The 15,261-nt window shown below is 62.5% G+C and carries 17 protein-coding genes and 2 pseudogenes; 8 read left to right on the top strand and 11 right to left on the bottom strand.

Translation table 11 applies throughout. The features are described from left to right. Positions 1 to 29: 29 nt before the first annotated feature. Positions 30 to 806, bottom strand: coding sequence for a DUF2182 domain-containing protein (locus tag PSUB009319_RS04535; RefSeq protein ID WP_124381053.1), 777 nt, complete (start codon positions 804 to 806; stop codon positions 30 to 32). Next, positions 781 to 1,551, bottom strand: coding sequence for a DUF899 domain-containing protein (locus tag PSUB009319_RS04530; protein ID WP_124381052.1), 771 nt, complete (start codon positions 1,549 to 1,551; stop codon positions 781 to 783). The genes PSUB009319_RS04535 and PSUB009319_RS04530 overlap by 26 nt, the downstream gene beginning before the upstream one ends. Before the next feature lie 98 nt (positions 1,552 to 1,649). Between PSUB009319_RS04530 and PSUB009319_RS04525 the strand changes: the two genes are divergently transcribed. The 3 genes and pseudogenes from PSUB009319_RS04525 to PSUB009319_RS23120 all read left to right on the top strand — a co-directional run. Beyond that, complete coding sequence (locus PSUB009319_RS04525; RefSeq protein ID WP_124381051.1) at positions 1,650 to 2,870, top strand: helix-turn-helix domain-containing protein; 1,221 nt, start codon at positions 1,650 to 1,652, stop codon at positions 2,868 to 2,870. Positions 2,871 to 2,906: 36 nt separating this feature from the next. After that, the gene (locus tag PSUB009319_RS04520) at positions 2,907 to 3,551 is read left to right on the top strand and encodes a DUF5074 domain-containing protein (RefSeq protein WP_124381050.1); all 645 of its coding nucleotides are present in this window, start codon (positions 2,907 to 2,909) and stop codon (positions 3,549 to 3,551) included. Positions 3,552 to 3,790: 239 nt separating this feature from the next. Beyond that, positions 3,791 to 4,027 (top strand): annotated as a pseudogene (locus PSUB009319_RS23120) (MFS transporter); the annotation flags it as partial. A gap of 194 nt (positions 4,028 to 4,221) precedes the next feature. Here the strand turns inward: PSUB009319_RS23120 and PSUB009319_RS04510 are convergent. Then, positions 4,222 to 4,425: a cold-shock protein gene (locus PSUB009319_RS04510; protein ID WP_124381049.1), complete on the bottom strand. Its 204-nt coding sequence runs from the start codon at positions 4,423 to 4,425 to the stop codon at positions 4,222 to 4,224. Between the two features lie 266 nt (positions 4,426 to 4,691). Between PSUB009319_RS04510 and PSUB009319_RS23115 the strand changes: the two genes are divergently transcribed. Beyond that, positions 4,692 to 4,904: a hypothetical protein gene (locus PSUB009319_RS23115; RefSeq protein ID WP_124381048.1), complete on the top strand. Its 213-nt coding sequence runs from the start codon at positions 4,692 to 4,694 to the stop codon at positions 4,902 to 4,904. A gap of 246 nt (positions 4,905 to 5,150) precedes the next feature. Here the strand turns inward: PSUB009319_RS23115 and PSUB009319_RS04500 are convergent. Continuing rightward, positions 5,151 to 5,246 (bottom strand): annotated as a pseudogene (locus PSUB009319_RS04500) (hypothetical protein); the annotation flags it as partial. A 76-nt stretch (positions 5,247 to 5,322) separates the two neighbouring features. Here PSUB009319_RS04500 and PSUB009319_RS04495 point away from each other — a divergent pair. Then, positions 5,323 to 6,435, top strand: coding sequence for a tyrosine-type recombinase/integrase (locus tag PSUB009319_RS04495; RefSeq protein WP_185453412.1), 1,113 nt, complete (start codon positions 5,323 to 5,325; stop codon positions 6,433 to 6,435). A 371-nt stretch (positions 6,436 to 6,806) separates the two neighbouring features. On the opposite strand, the gene guaA is transcribed toward PSUB009319_RS04495, so the two are convergent. From guaA to guaB, 3 genes are all read right to left on the bottom strand, one after another. Then, positions 6,807 to 8,426, bottom strand: coding sequence for a glutamine-hydrolyzing GMP synthase (gene guaA, locus PSUB009319_RS04490; RefSeq protein ID WP_124381046.1), 1,620 nt, complete (start codon positions 8,424 to 8,426; stop codon positions 6,807 to 6,809). Next, entirely contained in the window at positions 8,401 to 8,979 is a 579-nt protein-coding gene (locus PSUB009319_RS04485; RefSeq protein ID WP_124381045.1) for a hypothetical protein, read from the bottom strand. Before PSUB009319_RS04485 ends, guaA begins: the two co-directional genes overlap by 26 nt. A gap of 123 nt (positions 8,980 to 9,102) precedes the next feature. Next, entirely contained in the window at positions 9,103 to 10,566 is a 1,464-nt protein-coding gene (gene guaB, locus PSUB009319_RS04480) for an IMP dehydrogenase (protein WP_124381044.1), read from the bottom strand. Between the two features lie 154 nt (positions 10,567 to 10,720). On the opposite strand from guaB, the gene PSUB009319_RS04475 reads away from it, so the two are divergent. Then, positions 10,721 to 11,662 (top strand): DMT family transporter, encoded by a 942-nt coding sequence (locus PSUB009319_RS04475; protein ID WP_124381043.1) that lies wholly within the window; start codon positions 10,721 to 10,723, stop codon positions 11,660 to 11,662. A gap of 154 nt (positions 11,663 to 11,816) precedes the next feature. Beyond that, positions 11,817 to 12,356 carry a DUF4124 domain-containing protein gene (locus PSUB009319_RS04470; RefSeq protein WP_124381042.1) on the top strand — a complete coding sequence of 180 codons (540 nt, stop codon included), beginning with the start codon at positions 11,817 to 11,819 and terminating at the stop codon, positions 12,354 to 12,356. Between the two features lie 7 nt (positions 12,357 to 12,363). Here the strand turns inward: PSUB009319_RS04470 and PSUB009319_RS04465 are convergent, their stop codons facing one another. Further along, positions 12,364 to 12,729, bottom strand: coding sequence for an RnfH family protein (locus PSUB009319_RS04465; RefSeq protein WP_124381041.1), 366 nt, complete (start codon positions 12,727 to 12,729; stop codon positions 12,364 to 12,366). Next, positions 12,716 to 13,153, bottom strand: a complete 438-nt coding sequence (locus PSUB009319_RS04460) for a type II toxin-antitoxin system RatA family toxin (protein WP_124381040.1) — start codon at positions 13,151 to 13,153, stop codon at positions 12,716 to 12,718. The genes PSUB009319_RS04465 and PSUB009319_RS04460 overlap by 14 nt, the downstream gene beginning before the upstream one ends. A gap of 125 nt (positions 13,154 to 13,278) precedes the next feature. Between PSUB009319_RS04460 and smpB the strand changes: the two genes are divergently transcribed. Then, on the top strand, positions 13,279 to 13,725 hold the full coding sequence (gene smpB, locus PSUB009319_RS04455) for an SsrA-binding protein SmpB (protein WP_124381039.1): 447 nt from the start codon (positions 13,279 to 13,281) through the stop codon (positions 13,723 to 13,725). An 8-nt stretch (positions 13,726 to 13,733) separates the two neighbouring features. Here smpB and PSUB009319_RS04450 read toward each other — a convergent pair whose 3' ends face one another. Together PSUB009319_RS04450 and PSUB009319_RS04445 are read right to left on the bottom strand one after the other, a co-directional pair. Further along, positions 13,734 to 14,660 carry an SPFH domain-containing protein gene (locus PSUB009319_RS04450; RefSeq protein ID WP_124381038.1) on the bottom strand — a complete coding sequence of 309 codons (927 nt, stop codon included), beginning with the start codon at positions 14,658 to 14,660 and terminating at the stop codon, positions 13,734 to 13,736. Between the two features lie 47 nt (positions 14,661 to 14,707). Next, positions 14,708 to 15,136 (bottom strand): NfeD family protein, encoded by a 429-nt coding sequence (locus tag PSUB009319_RS04445; protein ID WP_124381037.1) that lies wholly within the window; start codon positions 15,134 to 15,136, stop codon positions 14,708 to 14,710. Positions 15,137 to 15,261: the final 125 nt, after the last annotated feature.

Raw genomic sequence — 15,261 nt, 5'->3', positions numbered from 1 at the left:
ACGCCAGATGCACCAGCAAGAGTGCGCCGTCAGGCTCCAAGAAGCGGTTGTGCCATCCAGTACAGCCCCGCCCCGGCTGCAACTGCGCCCACGACACGGGCGATGTACTCGCCGGCGGGCGCAAGGCGCTCCAGCGTAATGGCCGCAGACACCGCTGCCATTGCGCGCAAATCCATGACGCCGCTGGCGAGCAGGATTGCGGTCAGGCTGGCACAAGAGCCAGCGCACCGAATGCCAAGATGCAAACCATATCGCCACGCCGTGCCGCCTGTTGTTGGCGCTGCACGGCAGCGCGCCAACTGCCGCGCCTTCCACGCACTGAACTGCCAAAGGCCGGCCGCAAAAACGATAGCGCCACTGGCAACAGGCATGGCACGCGCCAGCACCGGCCATGCCATTTCAAGCTGGGCCAACGCGGCGCTCAGCGCAAAGACCATCAGGCCGATCGCCGTCCACACCGCGAAGTATCCGGAACCTGCCAACGCCGTCGGCACGCCAAGATTCGGCTCGCCGGCCAGATGAAGCTCCGTGCGATACCGCCGCAGTGTCGGCACCAAGGATGGCAACATCATCGCCACCATCATCACCGTCCACATGCCGATGAACGACGCGGCAAAACGCCACCACGTCTGTCCGCACATCGGCATCCAGGCCATCGGCATCTCAGTCATGGCCGGCATGGCGTTGCACCATGCCAGCGTCGCGGCCGCACTGGCGCTGAACAGCAATGCCGAGCCAGCCAGAAAGCCGCGCTCGGACACTGCATGCTCGCGTAGCGGCTCAACGCGCTTGAGCGTACTCGTCATGACGGCGCCACCAGACACCGGTTTCGTTGCGGCCCAGCGGTGCGCGATCGAGCCACTGATACGCGCCCCACAAGCCATCGAGCCCGCGCGCGTAGGTGGAGTACGTGTGATACACGACGCCATCCTCCAGCACGAATGCGCTCATGCCGGGCCGGTCGCGCACGTAGGTGGGTGCATCGGTGCCGCACATGCTTGCGAACTGCTGCACGGGTTCGGGCAAATCCGATGCGTCCATCACGTGGCTGCCGCGCACGTAGTTGTAGTCGGTGCTGCCGGCGCGCTGCTGGTCTTCCGTGATCGACACGTTGAAGTCGTAGTTGAAATCGGTGCCCACCGACGACACCCACGGAAAGGTCCAGCCCATTCGCTCGCGGTACTCCACCAGCTTGGCCAGCGGCCCGCGCGACACGGCCATCAGCGTGACATCGTGGTTCGCCAGATGCGTGACGAAACCATCAAAGCCATCGGCAATCATTGAGCACGACGGGCAGCCCGCCTTGTAGTCAGGGCCGAACATGAAGTGATAAACCAGCAACTGCGAACGCCCAGCAAACAGGTCGGCCAATGAGGCATCGCCGGTCTCCGTTTCAAAGCGGTAGCCTTTGTCGATGCGGACCCACGGTAGCGCCTGCCTGCGGCGTGCCAGCTCGTCGCTACGGCGGGTGAGTTCCTTCTCCGCCTTGAGCAGTTCAATGCGCTCCGCCAGCCAGGTTGCGCGGGTTGCAGTGGGGTGTGTTGCGCTCATGTTTGCCTCCATGTGGTGGGAAATTCAGGTGAGTGGTCGTGTGCTAGATTAGGCGCCGACCCTCAACCGGCGGGAGTGACAAGTGTGGCGGGATTCGAATGGATTCATTGATCACAGCCGCAGCGCGCGCACTCGCTGCCGGTGACCCATTCGGAGCGCTAAACCGCGTTGCTCTGCGCGACGATGCAGCGGCGCTCGCGTTGCGCGGCATCGCCATGGCGCAGCTCGGGGACCTGGCCCGCGCCAAACTGCTGCTGCGTCGCGCCGCCCGCGCCTTCGGTTCACGAGAAGCGTTGGCGCGGGCGCGTTGCATCGTGGCGGAGGCTGAAGTTGCCCTCGCCTCGCGCGACCTCGTGTGGCCTGCCAAAACCCTCGACGCCGCCCGCGCCACGCTGGAGGCCCACGGCGATCACGTCAACGCTGCCCATGCGCGGTATCTCGACATCCGCCGCCTGCTGCTGATCGGCCGCCTCGACGACGCAGACGCCGCACTTGCCGCACTGAACCCCGCACGCTTGCCGCCGGTATTGCACACCGCGCACGCGCTGGTTGTCGCAGGCATTGCCATCCGCCGGTTGCAGACAGCCGCCGCGCGCGCAGCATTGGCCAGTGCGGATCTCGCAGCGCGTCAGGCCGGTATCCCCACGCTCACCGCGGAAGTGGAGCGCGCCGCGCTGGCGCTGACCGCCCCAGCCGCCCGCCTGATCTCGCATGGCAAGGAGCGCGTGCTGCGCCTTGAAGACGTGGAAGCGCTCTTTGCATCGGGCTCGCTCGTTGTCGATGCTTGCCGGCTCGCCGTGCGGCAGGCCGATACGATCGTCCCGCTCACTACGCGGCCCGTGCTCTTCACACTGGCGCGCGCATTGGCTCAAGCGTGGCCGCAAGACGTGCCCAGAGACACCCTCATCGCCCACGCATTCCGCACCCGGCATCCCGACGAATCGCACCGCGTGCGCCTGCGCGTTGAAATTGGCCGCTTGCGCACAGCGCTCGGCACGTTGGGCACGGTCAAGGCCACACGGCATGGATTCACCTTGCAGGCCGCCGGCGCAAAGGATGTCGTCGTACTCGCGCAACCTGTCGATGAGCAATACGCCGCGGTACTGGCCTGTTTGGCCGATGGTGAATCGTGGTCCAGCTCCGCCTTGGCGCTGGCGCTCGGGGCCAGCCAACGCACCGTACAGCGTGCGCTCGATGCGCTGGCAGCGGCTGGCAAGGTGCAGTATTTCGGGCGTGGCCCTGCGCGCCGCTGGGTGACGCCGCCGGTACCCGGATTCGCGACCACCTTGTTACTCCCCGCACCGCTGCCAAGTGACTAGGATGACGACACCACAACCGAATCGAGCGAGCCCAACATGAAACGATCCAGCGCCGAAGTCGTGCGCGAATACGGCCCCTTCCCCGGTGTCGAAAACGTGGGTGGCGTCACTTACAACGGTGAGCACGTCTGGTTTGCAGCCGGTGGCCAGTTGAAGGAACTCGATCCTGCCAGCGGCAAGACTCAGCGCTCTATCGACGTGCCGGCCCACGCCGGTACCGCGTTCGACGGACGGCACCTGTTTCAGATCGCCGAAGACCGCATCCAGAAGATCGATCCGCAAACCGGCAACGTGCTCGCGACGATTCCCGCGCCGGGCGCCGGCGGCGATTCAGGCCTCGCCTGGGCCGAAGGCACGCTGTGGGTCGGGCACTACCGCGAGCGCAAGATCCGCCAGATCGATCCGGATACCGGCAAGGTGCTTCGCACCATCGACTCCAACCGCTTCGTCACCGGCGTGACCTGGGTTGATGGCGAACTCTGGCACGCGACGTGGGAAGGCGATACGAGCGAATTGCGGCACATCGATCCGCATACCGGAGAGGTGCTCGAACAGCTCGACATGCCGCCCGGCGTGATTGTGTCGGGGCTGGAATCGGATGGCGCGGATCAGTTCTTCTGCGGTGGAGGCACCAGTGGAAAGGTCCGTGCGGTACGGCGCCCGCGCAAGCACGCGGCATAGGCGCGATGCCAGCACGCAATAGAACACAGCCCGCTGCAATGCGGGCTTTTTTGTTTGGGCGATGCTGGCATAACACGACAAATATTGGCACGACGCTTTGGCCGCTTCAATGGTGGCAATCTGCCGCAACGTCAATGAGTGCATCAACGCGTGCGCCAACAACGGGCGTCTTCCGTTCGCTGCGCATGTTCAACTACCGCCCGTGGGCGGCAGGTTCGTTGGCATCGAACATCGTCTCCCTGCGCAAGTCGGAGTTGCGCTCGAACGCGCGCGCACGGCGTTCACAGGGCGGCTTTGCCGAGGCCATCCGCTACGTGTGGGGCCGCCCTGATCTGAAGGCCATGCTGGTCATGCTGTTCTTGATCGGCACGTTCGGGCTGAACTTCCCCATCTTCATCTCGACAATGGCCGCGAGCGTCTTTCATTCGGACGCGCGCGGCTATGGCGTGCCGTCGTCGATGATGGCGCTGGGCACGGGCCCCGCTGATCACTCGGGGTGGGGGTGCTGTCGGGCTTGCTCTCTGCCGCGGTTGCCGTCTATGTGATGCGGCGGCAGATTCATCTGCCGCGGCAAGAGCCGCACGCGTTGGGCCAAAGTGCGCTCTGAGTGCATTAAAAAACCCCGCACTGCGGACCGCACTGCGGGGTTTTTCTTAGCAGATGAGGCCGATCAGATGGCTTCGATCTTGGTAGCAGCCGGGCCCTTTTGGCCAACGCCTGCGACGTAACGCACTTTCTGACCCTCTTGGAGAGACTTGAACCCATTGCCCTGGATTTCAGAGAAATGAGCGAAGAGATCGTTGCCGCCCGCGTCCGGGGTGATGAAGCCGAAGCCCTTGGAGTCGTTAAACCACTTTACTGTGCCGGTTTCCATGTTGGATATCCTAAAAAATTCTGTATGAGCCTGTGCTCACCAGGCACGACAATCAAGGAAGAAACATGGAGCAAAGGAAGTACCGCTTGGCGTGACAACCCAGAACATCGGAGTAACTGCTTGAAGATCCTGCCGGACGGGTTCTACAGATATTCCGCGCCCATGTCAATCAATAATTGGGTAACCTGTCAATCTTTACCCAACCCGCAGCTCACTACTGCACCGTCGCACCATAGTGGGCTCGCGTCTTTTAAGAGACCTTTGGCATGACACTTTGCTCGGCTTGCGCCGCGATTGAACTCCATAAACGCGGTGCGCCAGGCCATGCTTTGCTGAGAATCACCGACACGCAGCGCATCAAGTCGCCCTCCTCGCGTGCGGTCACGGTAAGCACGTTCGCGTGCCCGACGTGCGGCGCGCGATGGGTCTATCGCGACGAGAAAAACGTGGACAACCAAGGATGGTCGCTGGAGGCATAGACGCCTTTCCCGACAATGCAGCGCCCCCCTCGTCCGCCCCTGCGACGGGCTCACCGGGCCGCACAGCTTTCGCCGTTTCCAGATTCCCCTGCGCGAACGGGATGACGCTCACGCCATGTCTTCACAAACTGCCACACGATATCCACAGCCGCTTCAACTAACCACTCGAAACGGCTGGATAGAGAAGATTTGAGGACGAAAAAAAGCCCGCGTGGAGCGGGCTTCTTCTGACTCGAGACGTGAATCTCACTCCCACTCGATCGTCGCAGGCGGCTTGCCCGACACGTCATACACAACCCGGCTCAGGCCACGCACCTCATTGATGATCCGGTTCGACGCACGGCGGGAGCTATGCCTGGTGCGGGTTTCCTCGGGTCCAGTTCGTTTCTGTCCAAGCTCTGTCCAAGGGGTCAGAGCAATGAGCATTCGTTCACGCGGGAAAAAATTTCAGGTTCGTGTCACCGTCAATGGCCATACGGCCACACAAAGCTTCGACACCATAGCCGAAGCGCAGCGCTGGGAAGCCCACCAGAAAATCCTGCTAGAGCATGGCATGGCAGAGCGAAGCAAGGCAGTAGTGCCAACAGCCAAGTTCACGCTGGCTGATGCCATCGATCGATACAGTACCGAAGTCCTTCCCGGCAAACGAGGACATCGATCTGAGCTGTACCTGCTACGGTACTGGCGAAGCTCTTCCCTTGCGGATCGCCAGGTCAATGAAATTTCCAGGCAGGATCTGGTCACACTGCGAGACCACCTTCTTCAGTCGTCCCTCAAGCCTGCCAGCGTGCGCCGATACCTCGATTGCCTATCCGCGGTGCTGACCGCCTGCGCGAGAGACTGGTTGCTGGTCAACACCAACCCGATGAGGGAGATTCGCAAGCCCGCCAACGGCAAACCAAGGGAGCGCCGTGTCAGCCGACAGGAACTCAGACGTATTCTTCATGCTGCCCGCTTCGCCCCTGACCTTCAGGCGATCATCATCCTTGCCCTGGAAACAGGAATGCGCCGCTCCGAAATCCTCAGCCTGGAATGGCAGCACGTTGATCTTGAAAAACGTGTCCTGTGGCTTCCGCTGACCAAGAACGGCGATGCTCGCACCGTGCCATTGTCTATAGAAGCCACCAAGACTCTTGAAACCCGCCCGCAACAAACTGAAGGAAAGCTTTTCTCGAAGAATGGAACCAGCCTGTCCGGTGCGTTTCAACGGGCGGTACATCGTGCCCGTCAAACCTACGAATGGGAACGCAAGACCGAGGGCGTCTTCCCCAGCGATCTGGAACATGACCCGTTCCTGCGAAATCTTCGCTTCCATGATCTGCGCCACGAGCGCATCAGTTCTCTGGTCGAGGGCGGCTTCAATCTGATTGAAGTGGCCGCAATCTCCGGGCATCGGACGATGCAGTGCTTGAAGCGCTACAGCCATCTGCAGACAGCGCTTTTGATCGACAAGCTCGATCGGATCTCTCAGCCATCAACCACGTTGCCTGCTCCTGTTGTGGTTGGCGCGTCCCTCAAGCAGGCCAAGTGAGGGTACCCCCATCGAGCCCAATTCTTGAGCCACCTCTACATGGCACATCAGGACTGGGACAACGCCCGTTCGCATATCGCATGCGAAGCACATAAAACAAAGGGCCACCCGAAGGCAGCCCTGGTTGTTTGCGGAGCAACGCCTCGCCCGCTCACGCCCATCGCCGGGCTGCGCAGAGTTGGCAAAGGCCCTAGAATGTAAAAGCGGCCCGGTGATTGCCAAGCCGCTTTTGTCCAAATCCTGTCCAAATCTTGTCCAAATTTGAGCTTGGATCGAGAACGAACTAAACCCAGAACCCTGTATCGAGCGATTGGGGTGTCGCCGACTTTTGAACTACGCAGGTGGCTTAACCCATTGATTTATCGAGGCCTTCACTCCCACTCGATCGTCGCAGGCGGCTTGCCCGACACGTCATACACAACCCGGCTCAGGCCACGCACCTCATTGATGATCCGGTTCGACGCACGGCCCAGCAGCGTGTACGGCAAATGCGCCCAATGTGCGGTCATGAAATCGGTGGTCTGCACTGCACGCAGAGCAGTCACGTAGTCGTACGTACGGCCATCGCCCATCACGCCGACGGACTTGATCGGCAGGAACACCGCAAATGCTTGGCTCGTCAGGTCGTACCAGCTCTTACCGACATCGGCCTCAGCGCACAGGCCGGCAGCTGCATCCTGCGCCGTCGCCTTCGTGCCGCGCAGTTCTTCGATGAAGATTGCATCCGCACGGCGCAGCAGATCAGCGTATTCACGCTTGACCTCGCCCAGAATACGCACCCCCAGGCCCGGCCCGGGGAACGGATGGCGATACACCATCTCGTGCGGCAGGCCGAGCGCCACGCCCAGCTCGCGCACTTCGTCCTTGAACAGGTCGCGCAGCGGCTCAAGCAGCTTCAGGCCCAGCGTTTCCGGCAGACCGCCCACGTTGTGATGGCTCTTGATCGTCGTTGCCTTCTTGGTCTTGGTGCCGCCCGACTCCACCACGTCCGGATAGATCGTGCCCTGCGCCAGCCACTTGGCGTTGGAGAGCTTCTTGGCTTCGGCCTGGAAAACTTCAACGAATTCGCGGCCGATGATCTTGCGCTTGGCTTCCGGGTCGGTCACGCCGGCCAGGTGGCCGAGGAACTGTTCGGACGCATCCACGTGCACGACCTTGGCGTGCAGCCGGCCCGCGAACATGTCCATCACCATCTTGCCTTCGTCCAGGCGCAGCAGGCCATGGTCAACGAACACGCAAGTGAGCTGGTCGCCAATGGCGCGATGGATGAGCGCCGCCGCCACCGACGAATCCACGCCGCCCGACAGGCCCAGGATCACCTCTTCATCGCCAACCTGCTCGCGGATCGCCTTGACGGCTTCCTCGATATGGTCGCGCATGACCCAGTCCGCCTTGGCACCGGCGATCTCCAGCACGAAGCGCTCAAGCAGCGCGCGGCCTTGCACGGTATGCGTGACTTCCGGGTGGAACTGCACGGCGTAGTAGCCGCGCGCCTCGTCGGCCATGCCGGCAATCGGGCAGCTCGGCGTGGAGGCCAGCAGCTTGAAGCCCGGCGGCAGCTCGGCAACCTTGTCGCCGTGGCTCATCCACACCTTGAGCATGCCGTGGCCCTCGGGCGTGGCGAAATCCTGGATGTCTTTGAGCAGGCGGGTATGGCCGTGGGCTCGCACTTCGGCGTAGCCAAATTCGCGATGGTCGCTCCACTCGACCTTGCCGCCCAGTTGCACGGCCATGGTTTGCATGCCGTAGCAGATGCCGAGCACCGGCACGCCCAGGTCCCACACGGCCTGCGGGGCACGCAGTTGATGGTCTTCGTACGTGCTGGCGTGGCTGCCGGACAGAATGATCGCCTTGGGTGCGAACTCGCGCACGAAAGCGTCAGACACGTCGTTCGGATGGATTTCGCAGTAGACGTGGGCTTCACGCACGCGCCGCGCAATCAGTTGCGTGACCTGCGAGCCGAAATCAAGGATGAGGACTTTGTCGTGCATGTTGTGGAGGAATGGAATCGGCAATCGTGTCGACTTCAGTGCCGGGGCCGTAGCCCGGAGGCGGCATGTAGCCAGGTTCTTTGCGCTGCGCCTTTTCTGCACGTTCGCGTTCGCGGGCAGCAGCGGCGTCTTCGCGGGCCTTCTGGGCGCGCACGCGCTCGTTGGTGCGCACGCGGCGCGAGGCGGGAATCTGTACGGCCGAAAACGCCGCCAGCACAGCGGCAAACGTCGGCAGCCAGATGCGGCCGGCACCTTCCACCGGCAGATGGAAGAACAGCAGCCAGGCAATCACCAGCACGGCGACAGCCAGGTTCACATGACCGACCACCTGCGCCACAGCGGTGGTCAATTGCCCATTGACGGTGGCGTGCCACAGCAGCCAGGCCACGCCAATCAGCGTGACGCCGAGCAGTTGGCCGTACATCGCCGGCTCTGGCTGCGGCAATTGCAGCGCACCGAAGATGGACGCCATGGGTGACGCCAGCAGGACGAGACCGACGCACAGCGCGACAGCCGCATCCAGAAACAAAACGAGTCGCAAAAGCGCTTTCATCATCGTCTCCAGTTGCGGGCGGCCGCCCGTGCCTCGGCCACCGGTTGAATCGGCCGGAGCGCCCGCGCGCCCCGGCGGCAGTACTGCTTGCCTTCTATCTTGTCTGCGGCAATCGGCAACCGATCAGTCGCGGTGATAGTTCGGCGCTTCTTTCGTGATCTGCACGTCGTGCACGTGCGATTCGTTCATGCCCGCGGCAGTGATCTCGACAAACTGGCTTTTCTCATGCCATTCGGCAATCGACGCGCAACCGCAGTAGCCCATGGACGAGCGGATGCCGCCGGTGAGCTGATGCACGATCGGCAACGCCGAGCCCTTGTACGGCACGCGGCCCTCGATGCCTTCGGGCACGAGCTTGTCAACGTTGGCGGTGTTGTCTTCCTGGAAGTAACGGTCGGCAGCGCCGTCCTTCATCGCGCCCACCGAGCCCATGCCACGGTAGCTCTTGTACGAGCGACCCTGGAACAGGAACACTTCACCAGGGGACTCGTCCGTACCGGCGAACATGCCACCCATCATCACGGTGTGTGCGCCGGCAGCCAGTGCCTTGGCAACATCGCCCGAGTAGCGGATACCGCCGTCGGCGATGAGCGGCACGCCGGTGCCCTTGAGTGCTTCGGCCACGTTGGACACGGCAAAGATTTGCGGCACGCCCACACCGGCAACGATCCGCGTCGTGCAGATCGAGCCCGGACCGATACCAACCTTGACACCATCTGCGCCGTGGTCGACCAGAGCCTTGGCCGCGTCACCGGTGGCAATGTTGCCGCCGATCACCTGCACCTGCGGGTAGTTGTCCTTGATCCAGCGCACGCGGTTGAGTACGCCCTGGCTATGGCCGTGCGCAGTATCAACCACGATGACGTCCACGCCGGCCTTGACCAGCAAATCGATACGCAGGTCGTTGTCCGGACCCACGCCCACGGCAGCACCCACGCGCAGCGAGCCTTGCTCGTCTTTGGAAGCCAGCGGGTACTCGGTGGCCTTCTGAATATCCTTGACGGTGATCAGGCCGCGCAGCTCGAAAGCCTCGCCCACCACCAGCACGCGCTCCAGGCGGTGCTTGTTCATCAGGCGCTTGGCCTCTTCCAGCGACGCACCTTCCTTGACGGTGACGAGCTTCTCGCCCGGCGTCATCTTGGCGCGCACCGGGGCGTCCAGTTCTTCTTCGAAGCGCAGATCGCGGTTGGTGATGATGCCCACCACCTTTTTGCCTTCCAGCACCGGGAACCCCGAGATGCCGTGCTGGGCCGACAGCGCCATCACGTCGCGGATCTTCATATCCGGGCCGATGGTGATCGGATCGCGCAGCACGCCCGATTCAAAGCGCTTGACCTTGGCGACTTCGCGCGCCTGTTCTTCGGGCTTCAGGTTCTTGTGGACGATACCGATACCACCCTGCTGCGCCATGGCGATAGCCAGCCGCGCTTCCGTAACCGTATCCATGGCGGCGGACACGAGCGGAATGGCGAGTTCGATCGAACGGGTAAGCTTGGTGCGAAGGGACGTATCGCGGGGCAGGACGGCCGAGTAAGCCGGGACGAGCAGCACATCATCGAACGTGAGTGCTTTCTGGACAAGACGCATAGCAATTTCCTCTAGGCGCAAAATCGGATTATACGGGAATTCGCCCCACGGTTGTAGAAGGCCGTGCTATGCTCGATAAATTTTTCTTCGCGCACGCACCTAAAGCGCCCTGCATCGCCAGCGGCCGCGCAGAATCTGCCTCGCGAGTGTTCGAATGGGAATTGGCGTGTTATGCGCCCTGCTGGCCGGGGCCATGTGGGGCATGGTTTTTATTGCGCCCCGCGCACTGCCGGCGTTCTCACCCTGGGAATTGACCCTCGGCCGCTATCTTGCCTACGGCGTCATCGCAGCCATTGCCGCTGCCCCGATCCTCCCCCGCATCGCCCGCAAGATTACCCGCACCGATTGCCTGGCGCTGGTCAAGCAATCCTGCAGCGGCAACCTTGTCTATTACGTTCTGCTGGCCTTCGGCGTGCAACTGGCCGGGGTTGCGCCCGTCTCGCTCATCATCGGCATTCTGCCCATTACCGTGACGGTGCATGGGCGGCGCGACCATGGCGCGGCGCCCCTCTCCCGGCTGATCTGGCCGCTCGTGGTGGTGGCCGCCGGCATCGTCTGCATCAATATTGATCTGTTCGGCCATGCCACTGCTGTGGCGGACAACGCCCGGCCGATCTGGCAGCGCATCGCGGGCATCGCCTGCGCGGCGGGGGCGCTGTGCAGCTGGACATGGTACGCAGTGGACAACGCCCGCTACCTGCAACGCAATCCGCACTTCTCCAGCAACGAGTGGTCGGCACTGTATGGCATCTCGACGGGCGTCCTGTCGACCGCGCTGTCAGTAGTCGGGCTACTGGTGTTCGGCACCGCCTGGACCCATGGCGGCGGGCGCGTCTGGGGCACGTTCTGGGCGGTGAACGCGGCCGTAGCGCTGGGAGCGTCGCTGATCGGCAACAACCTGTGGAACATCGCCTCACGGCGGCTGCCGCTCACGCTGTCGGGCCAGATGATTGTGTTCGAGACGCTGTTTGCCCTGGCATATGGCTTTGTGTACGACGGCCGCTGGCCGCGACCGCTTGAAATTGCCGCAATCATCTTGCTGATCGCGGGCGTCGGCTGGTCGGTGCGCTTGCACGCCAGCGACAAGTCTGCATAAACTGGGCGCCTTGCCGGGGGGCGAGTCGACAGGCCAAGCCAGGCCGTCGGCCTGGATTGGCGAGTGGCGATCACGCCACCGGGCTCCCGTGCGCGTCGAGGAGCCGTCGTCGGGTCGGCCTGCGCGCCGTCGGCAGTCCACGAACGAGAACTCCATGAAACGACTGCACGTCCTGTTACCTGCCACCGCCGCCGTGATTGCCATCGCTTGCCCCGTTGCCCAAGCGCAATGGGCCTGGCAATGGCGCGACGATAAGGGCCACATGGTCTACAGCGACGCCGCACCGCCGCCGTCGGTGCCGTCCAGCCGCATCATCCGCAACCCAAACAGCCGCACGGCCACGGCCTATGAAGCGCTTTCCGCGCCGGCCTCGGGCGTCAAGGCAGCAGACCCGAGTGCCGCAGCCAAGCCCGGCCAGCCCGCATCGGGCGTCGCCGCATCCAACCCTGACGAAGAACTGCGCAAGCGCTTGGCCGATCGCGCCAAGAAAGAACAGGACGAGGCCAGGCAGGCAGACGCCGCTCAGCGCAAACAAGCCGAATGCGCACGCCTGCGCAACGAAACCACCTACATGCAGGATGGCCGCCGCGTCGGCTCGGTACAACCCGACGGCTCGATTGCCTACCTGGATGACAACCAGCGCGCCGCAGCCATCCAACGCAACCAAACAGCCCTCAGCACCAACTGCAACTGATCGCCCGTTATTCGAGGACGTCGTCTTTGGGCGGCGCCTCGTTGCGCAGCCACTTCAGGCCTTCACGCGTACCAGTGGCTCGCACCTTCTGCACACGCCGCCGGCGTGCGGTTTTCGGATCGGCGATCAGCGGGCCCAGAATTTCCACCCGGTCACGCGCATGCAACTGCGCATCGGGCGTCTTGCGCTTGCCGTAGACGCCCAGCCGGCAGGTATCGATCGTCAAATCTGATCCGTTCAGCACCCCAGAAGCTCGCAACGCATCGGCCACCGTCGCCTGCGCCGGCACTTGCACATGGACGAGCCGCGGCGGCGTAACCGTCGCCAGGCAGACCGTCACATCCATCGTTGTGTCCGACTCAGGATTCGCCATAGACCGTCTCGGCGCGTTTGACGAACGAATCGACAAAGGTGTTTGCGATCATGCTGAACACCGGGCCAATCAGTTTTTCCAGGATCACGCTGGAAAACTCATAGTGCAGGTGGAAGTTGATCTTGCAGGCGTCCGCGCGCAGCGGCGTGAAGATCCAGAAGCCGGTGAAGCTCTTGAAAGGCCCGTCAGCGAACGTCATATCGATGCGGGTGGGCCGTGTTTGCACGTTGCGCGTGCGGAAGAACTGATGGATGCCTTTGAAGGCGATGTCCACGCGCGCGTCGAGTGACGCCTCCGTCTGCTCGTAGATTTCCACGCCGCCACACCACGGCAGGAAGTTCGGATAGTCCTTGACGTCAGTGACCAGGTCAAACATCTGTTCGGCCGAGTAGCCAATCAACACGGTTTTTTCAACGTCTGCCATGCATCATCCGAAAGCTTTACGCGCCGCGCCCGGGCTGGGATTGCGGCGGATTTGTTAAACTCGCCATTTTATCGCAGCGCATGAAGGGATCATCACCTCAATGCGCGCACCGCACATTCCAACGTATGACCATCGCCGACAACAAGAAAGCCTTTTTCGATTACTTCATCGAAGAGCGCTACGAGGCAGGCATGGCACTCGAGGGCTGGGAGGTGAAAGCCATCCGAGCCAACCGTGCGCAGATCAAAGAAGGCTACGTCGTCATCCGCAACGCCGAGCTGTTCCTGATCGGGGCCCACATCAGCCCGTTGCAATCGGCCTCCACGCACATCACGCCCGACCCCGTGCGCACCCGCAAGCTGCTGCTGCATGCCGAAGAGATCAAGAAGCTCATCGGCAAGGTGGAGCAGCGCGGCTATACGCTCGTCCCGCTCAACCTGCACTACACGCGCGGCCGCGTGAAATGCGAAATCGGCCTCGCCAAGGGCAAGAAGCTCCACGATAAGCGCGAGACCGAGAAAGACCGCGACTGGCAGCGCGAAAAATCACGGCTGTTGCGCGCCAAGTCCTGAATCGGGGCTTAAGCCGGCGGCCGCTGCTGCTTTACGATCGTCAACGCTGACGCAATCATCGTGCTCAGGTCGCTCATGTTGCCTGGCACGATGAGCGTGTTGCCCTGCTTGGCCAGGTTGCCGAACGCGCTCACGTACTCTTCTGCCACCTTCAGATTGACCGCATCAACACCACCGTCGGTGCGAATGGCCTGACCGATCTTCTGGATGGCCTGCGCATTGGCGTCGGCCACTGCCAAAATTGCTGCCGCCTCGCCCTGCGCCTTGTTGATGGCGGCTTGCTTCTCACCTTCTGATTTCTGGATGGCCGCCTCGCGCGCGCCGGACGCCAGATTGATCTGCTCCTGGCGCTTACCCTCGGATGCGGCGATCAGCGCACGCTTTTCGCGCTCGGCCGTAATCTGCGCCTGCATGGCATGCAGAATTTCCTTCGGCGGGGTCAGGTCCTTGATCTCGTAGCGCAGCACCTTCACACCCCAGTTCGATGCAGCCTCATCCAGCGCGTTGACCACGCTGTGGTTGATGAAGTCGCGCTCTTCAAACGTCTTGTCCAGCTCCAGCTTGCCGACCACCGAGCGCAGCGTGGTCTGCGCCAGTTGCGTGATCGCGATCACGAAATTGCTCGAACCGTACGACGCGCGCATCGGGTCGGTCACCTGGAAATACAGGATGCCGTCCACCTGCAGCTGCGTGTTGTCCTTGGTGATACAGATCTGGCTCGGCACGTCGAGCGGGATTTCCTTGAGCACATGCTTGTAGGCCACACGATCAACAAAGGGCAGCACGATATTGAGCCCCGGTGAGAGCGTTGCCTGGTACTTGCCCAGCCGCTCCAGAATCCATGCATGTTGCTGCGGCACGATTTTGATGCCTTGCGCGATAAGCACGATGGCGGCAAACAGGACGATGAGCGCAAGAGTCCCCAGCTCGAACATAGAACCTCCGTGGTTGGGCTTGTTGGTTGTTGGTTATTGCTTGTTTGCTATTTTTTTGGCGCGACGACAAGCACGTTGCCGCGCACTTCGACGATACGGAATTCGCCAGCAGAAACCGGCGCATCGGCCGTCAGCTCTACATCCCACGCGGCGCCCCGATACTGAACGCGTGCACGGCGCTCGGGCGACCACGCATCGACGCGCAGCGCCTCGCCGATATCGAGATTGACGTTGCGATTGCGGCCGGCATCTTCGCGCGTCATACGGCCGTAGCGCGAGCGCCGCAACCCCACGATACCGAACACCGCAACGATGGCAGCTACGGTGGCTTGCGCCGGAAACGCAAGGCCGCTCAGCGCGGCAATCCCACCGGCGATCAAACCGGTCGCCACCATCAGCAGATAGAACGTCCCCGTCATCAGCTCGCCGATGACGAGCAGCACGGCCAGCGAGAACCAGACGGTCTGAGCCGACATACTCCCTCTCCCTGAATCCCAGAAAAAACCCCCGCGACGCTGCGCGTCTGCGGGGGCATATCGCTCGGCCCCCGCTAGCGTTGGACGCCACCGGGCACTTCGCGTTCTTGTCAGCGCGTACCTGT

This window comes from Ralstonia sp. SET104 (assembly GCF_003851545.1).
Classification (GTDB): domain Bacteria; phylum Pseudomonadota; class Gammaproteobacteria; order Burkholderiales; family Burkholderiaceae; genus Ralstonia.
This window is presented reverse-complemented; position numbering and strand designations above follow the sequence as displayed.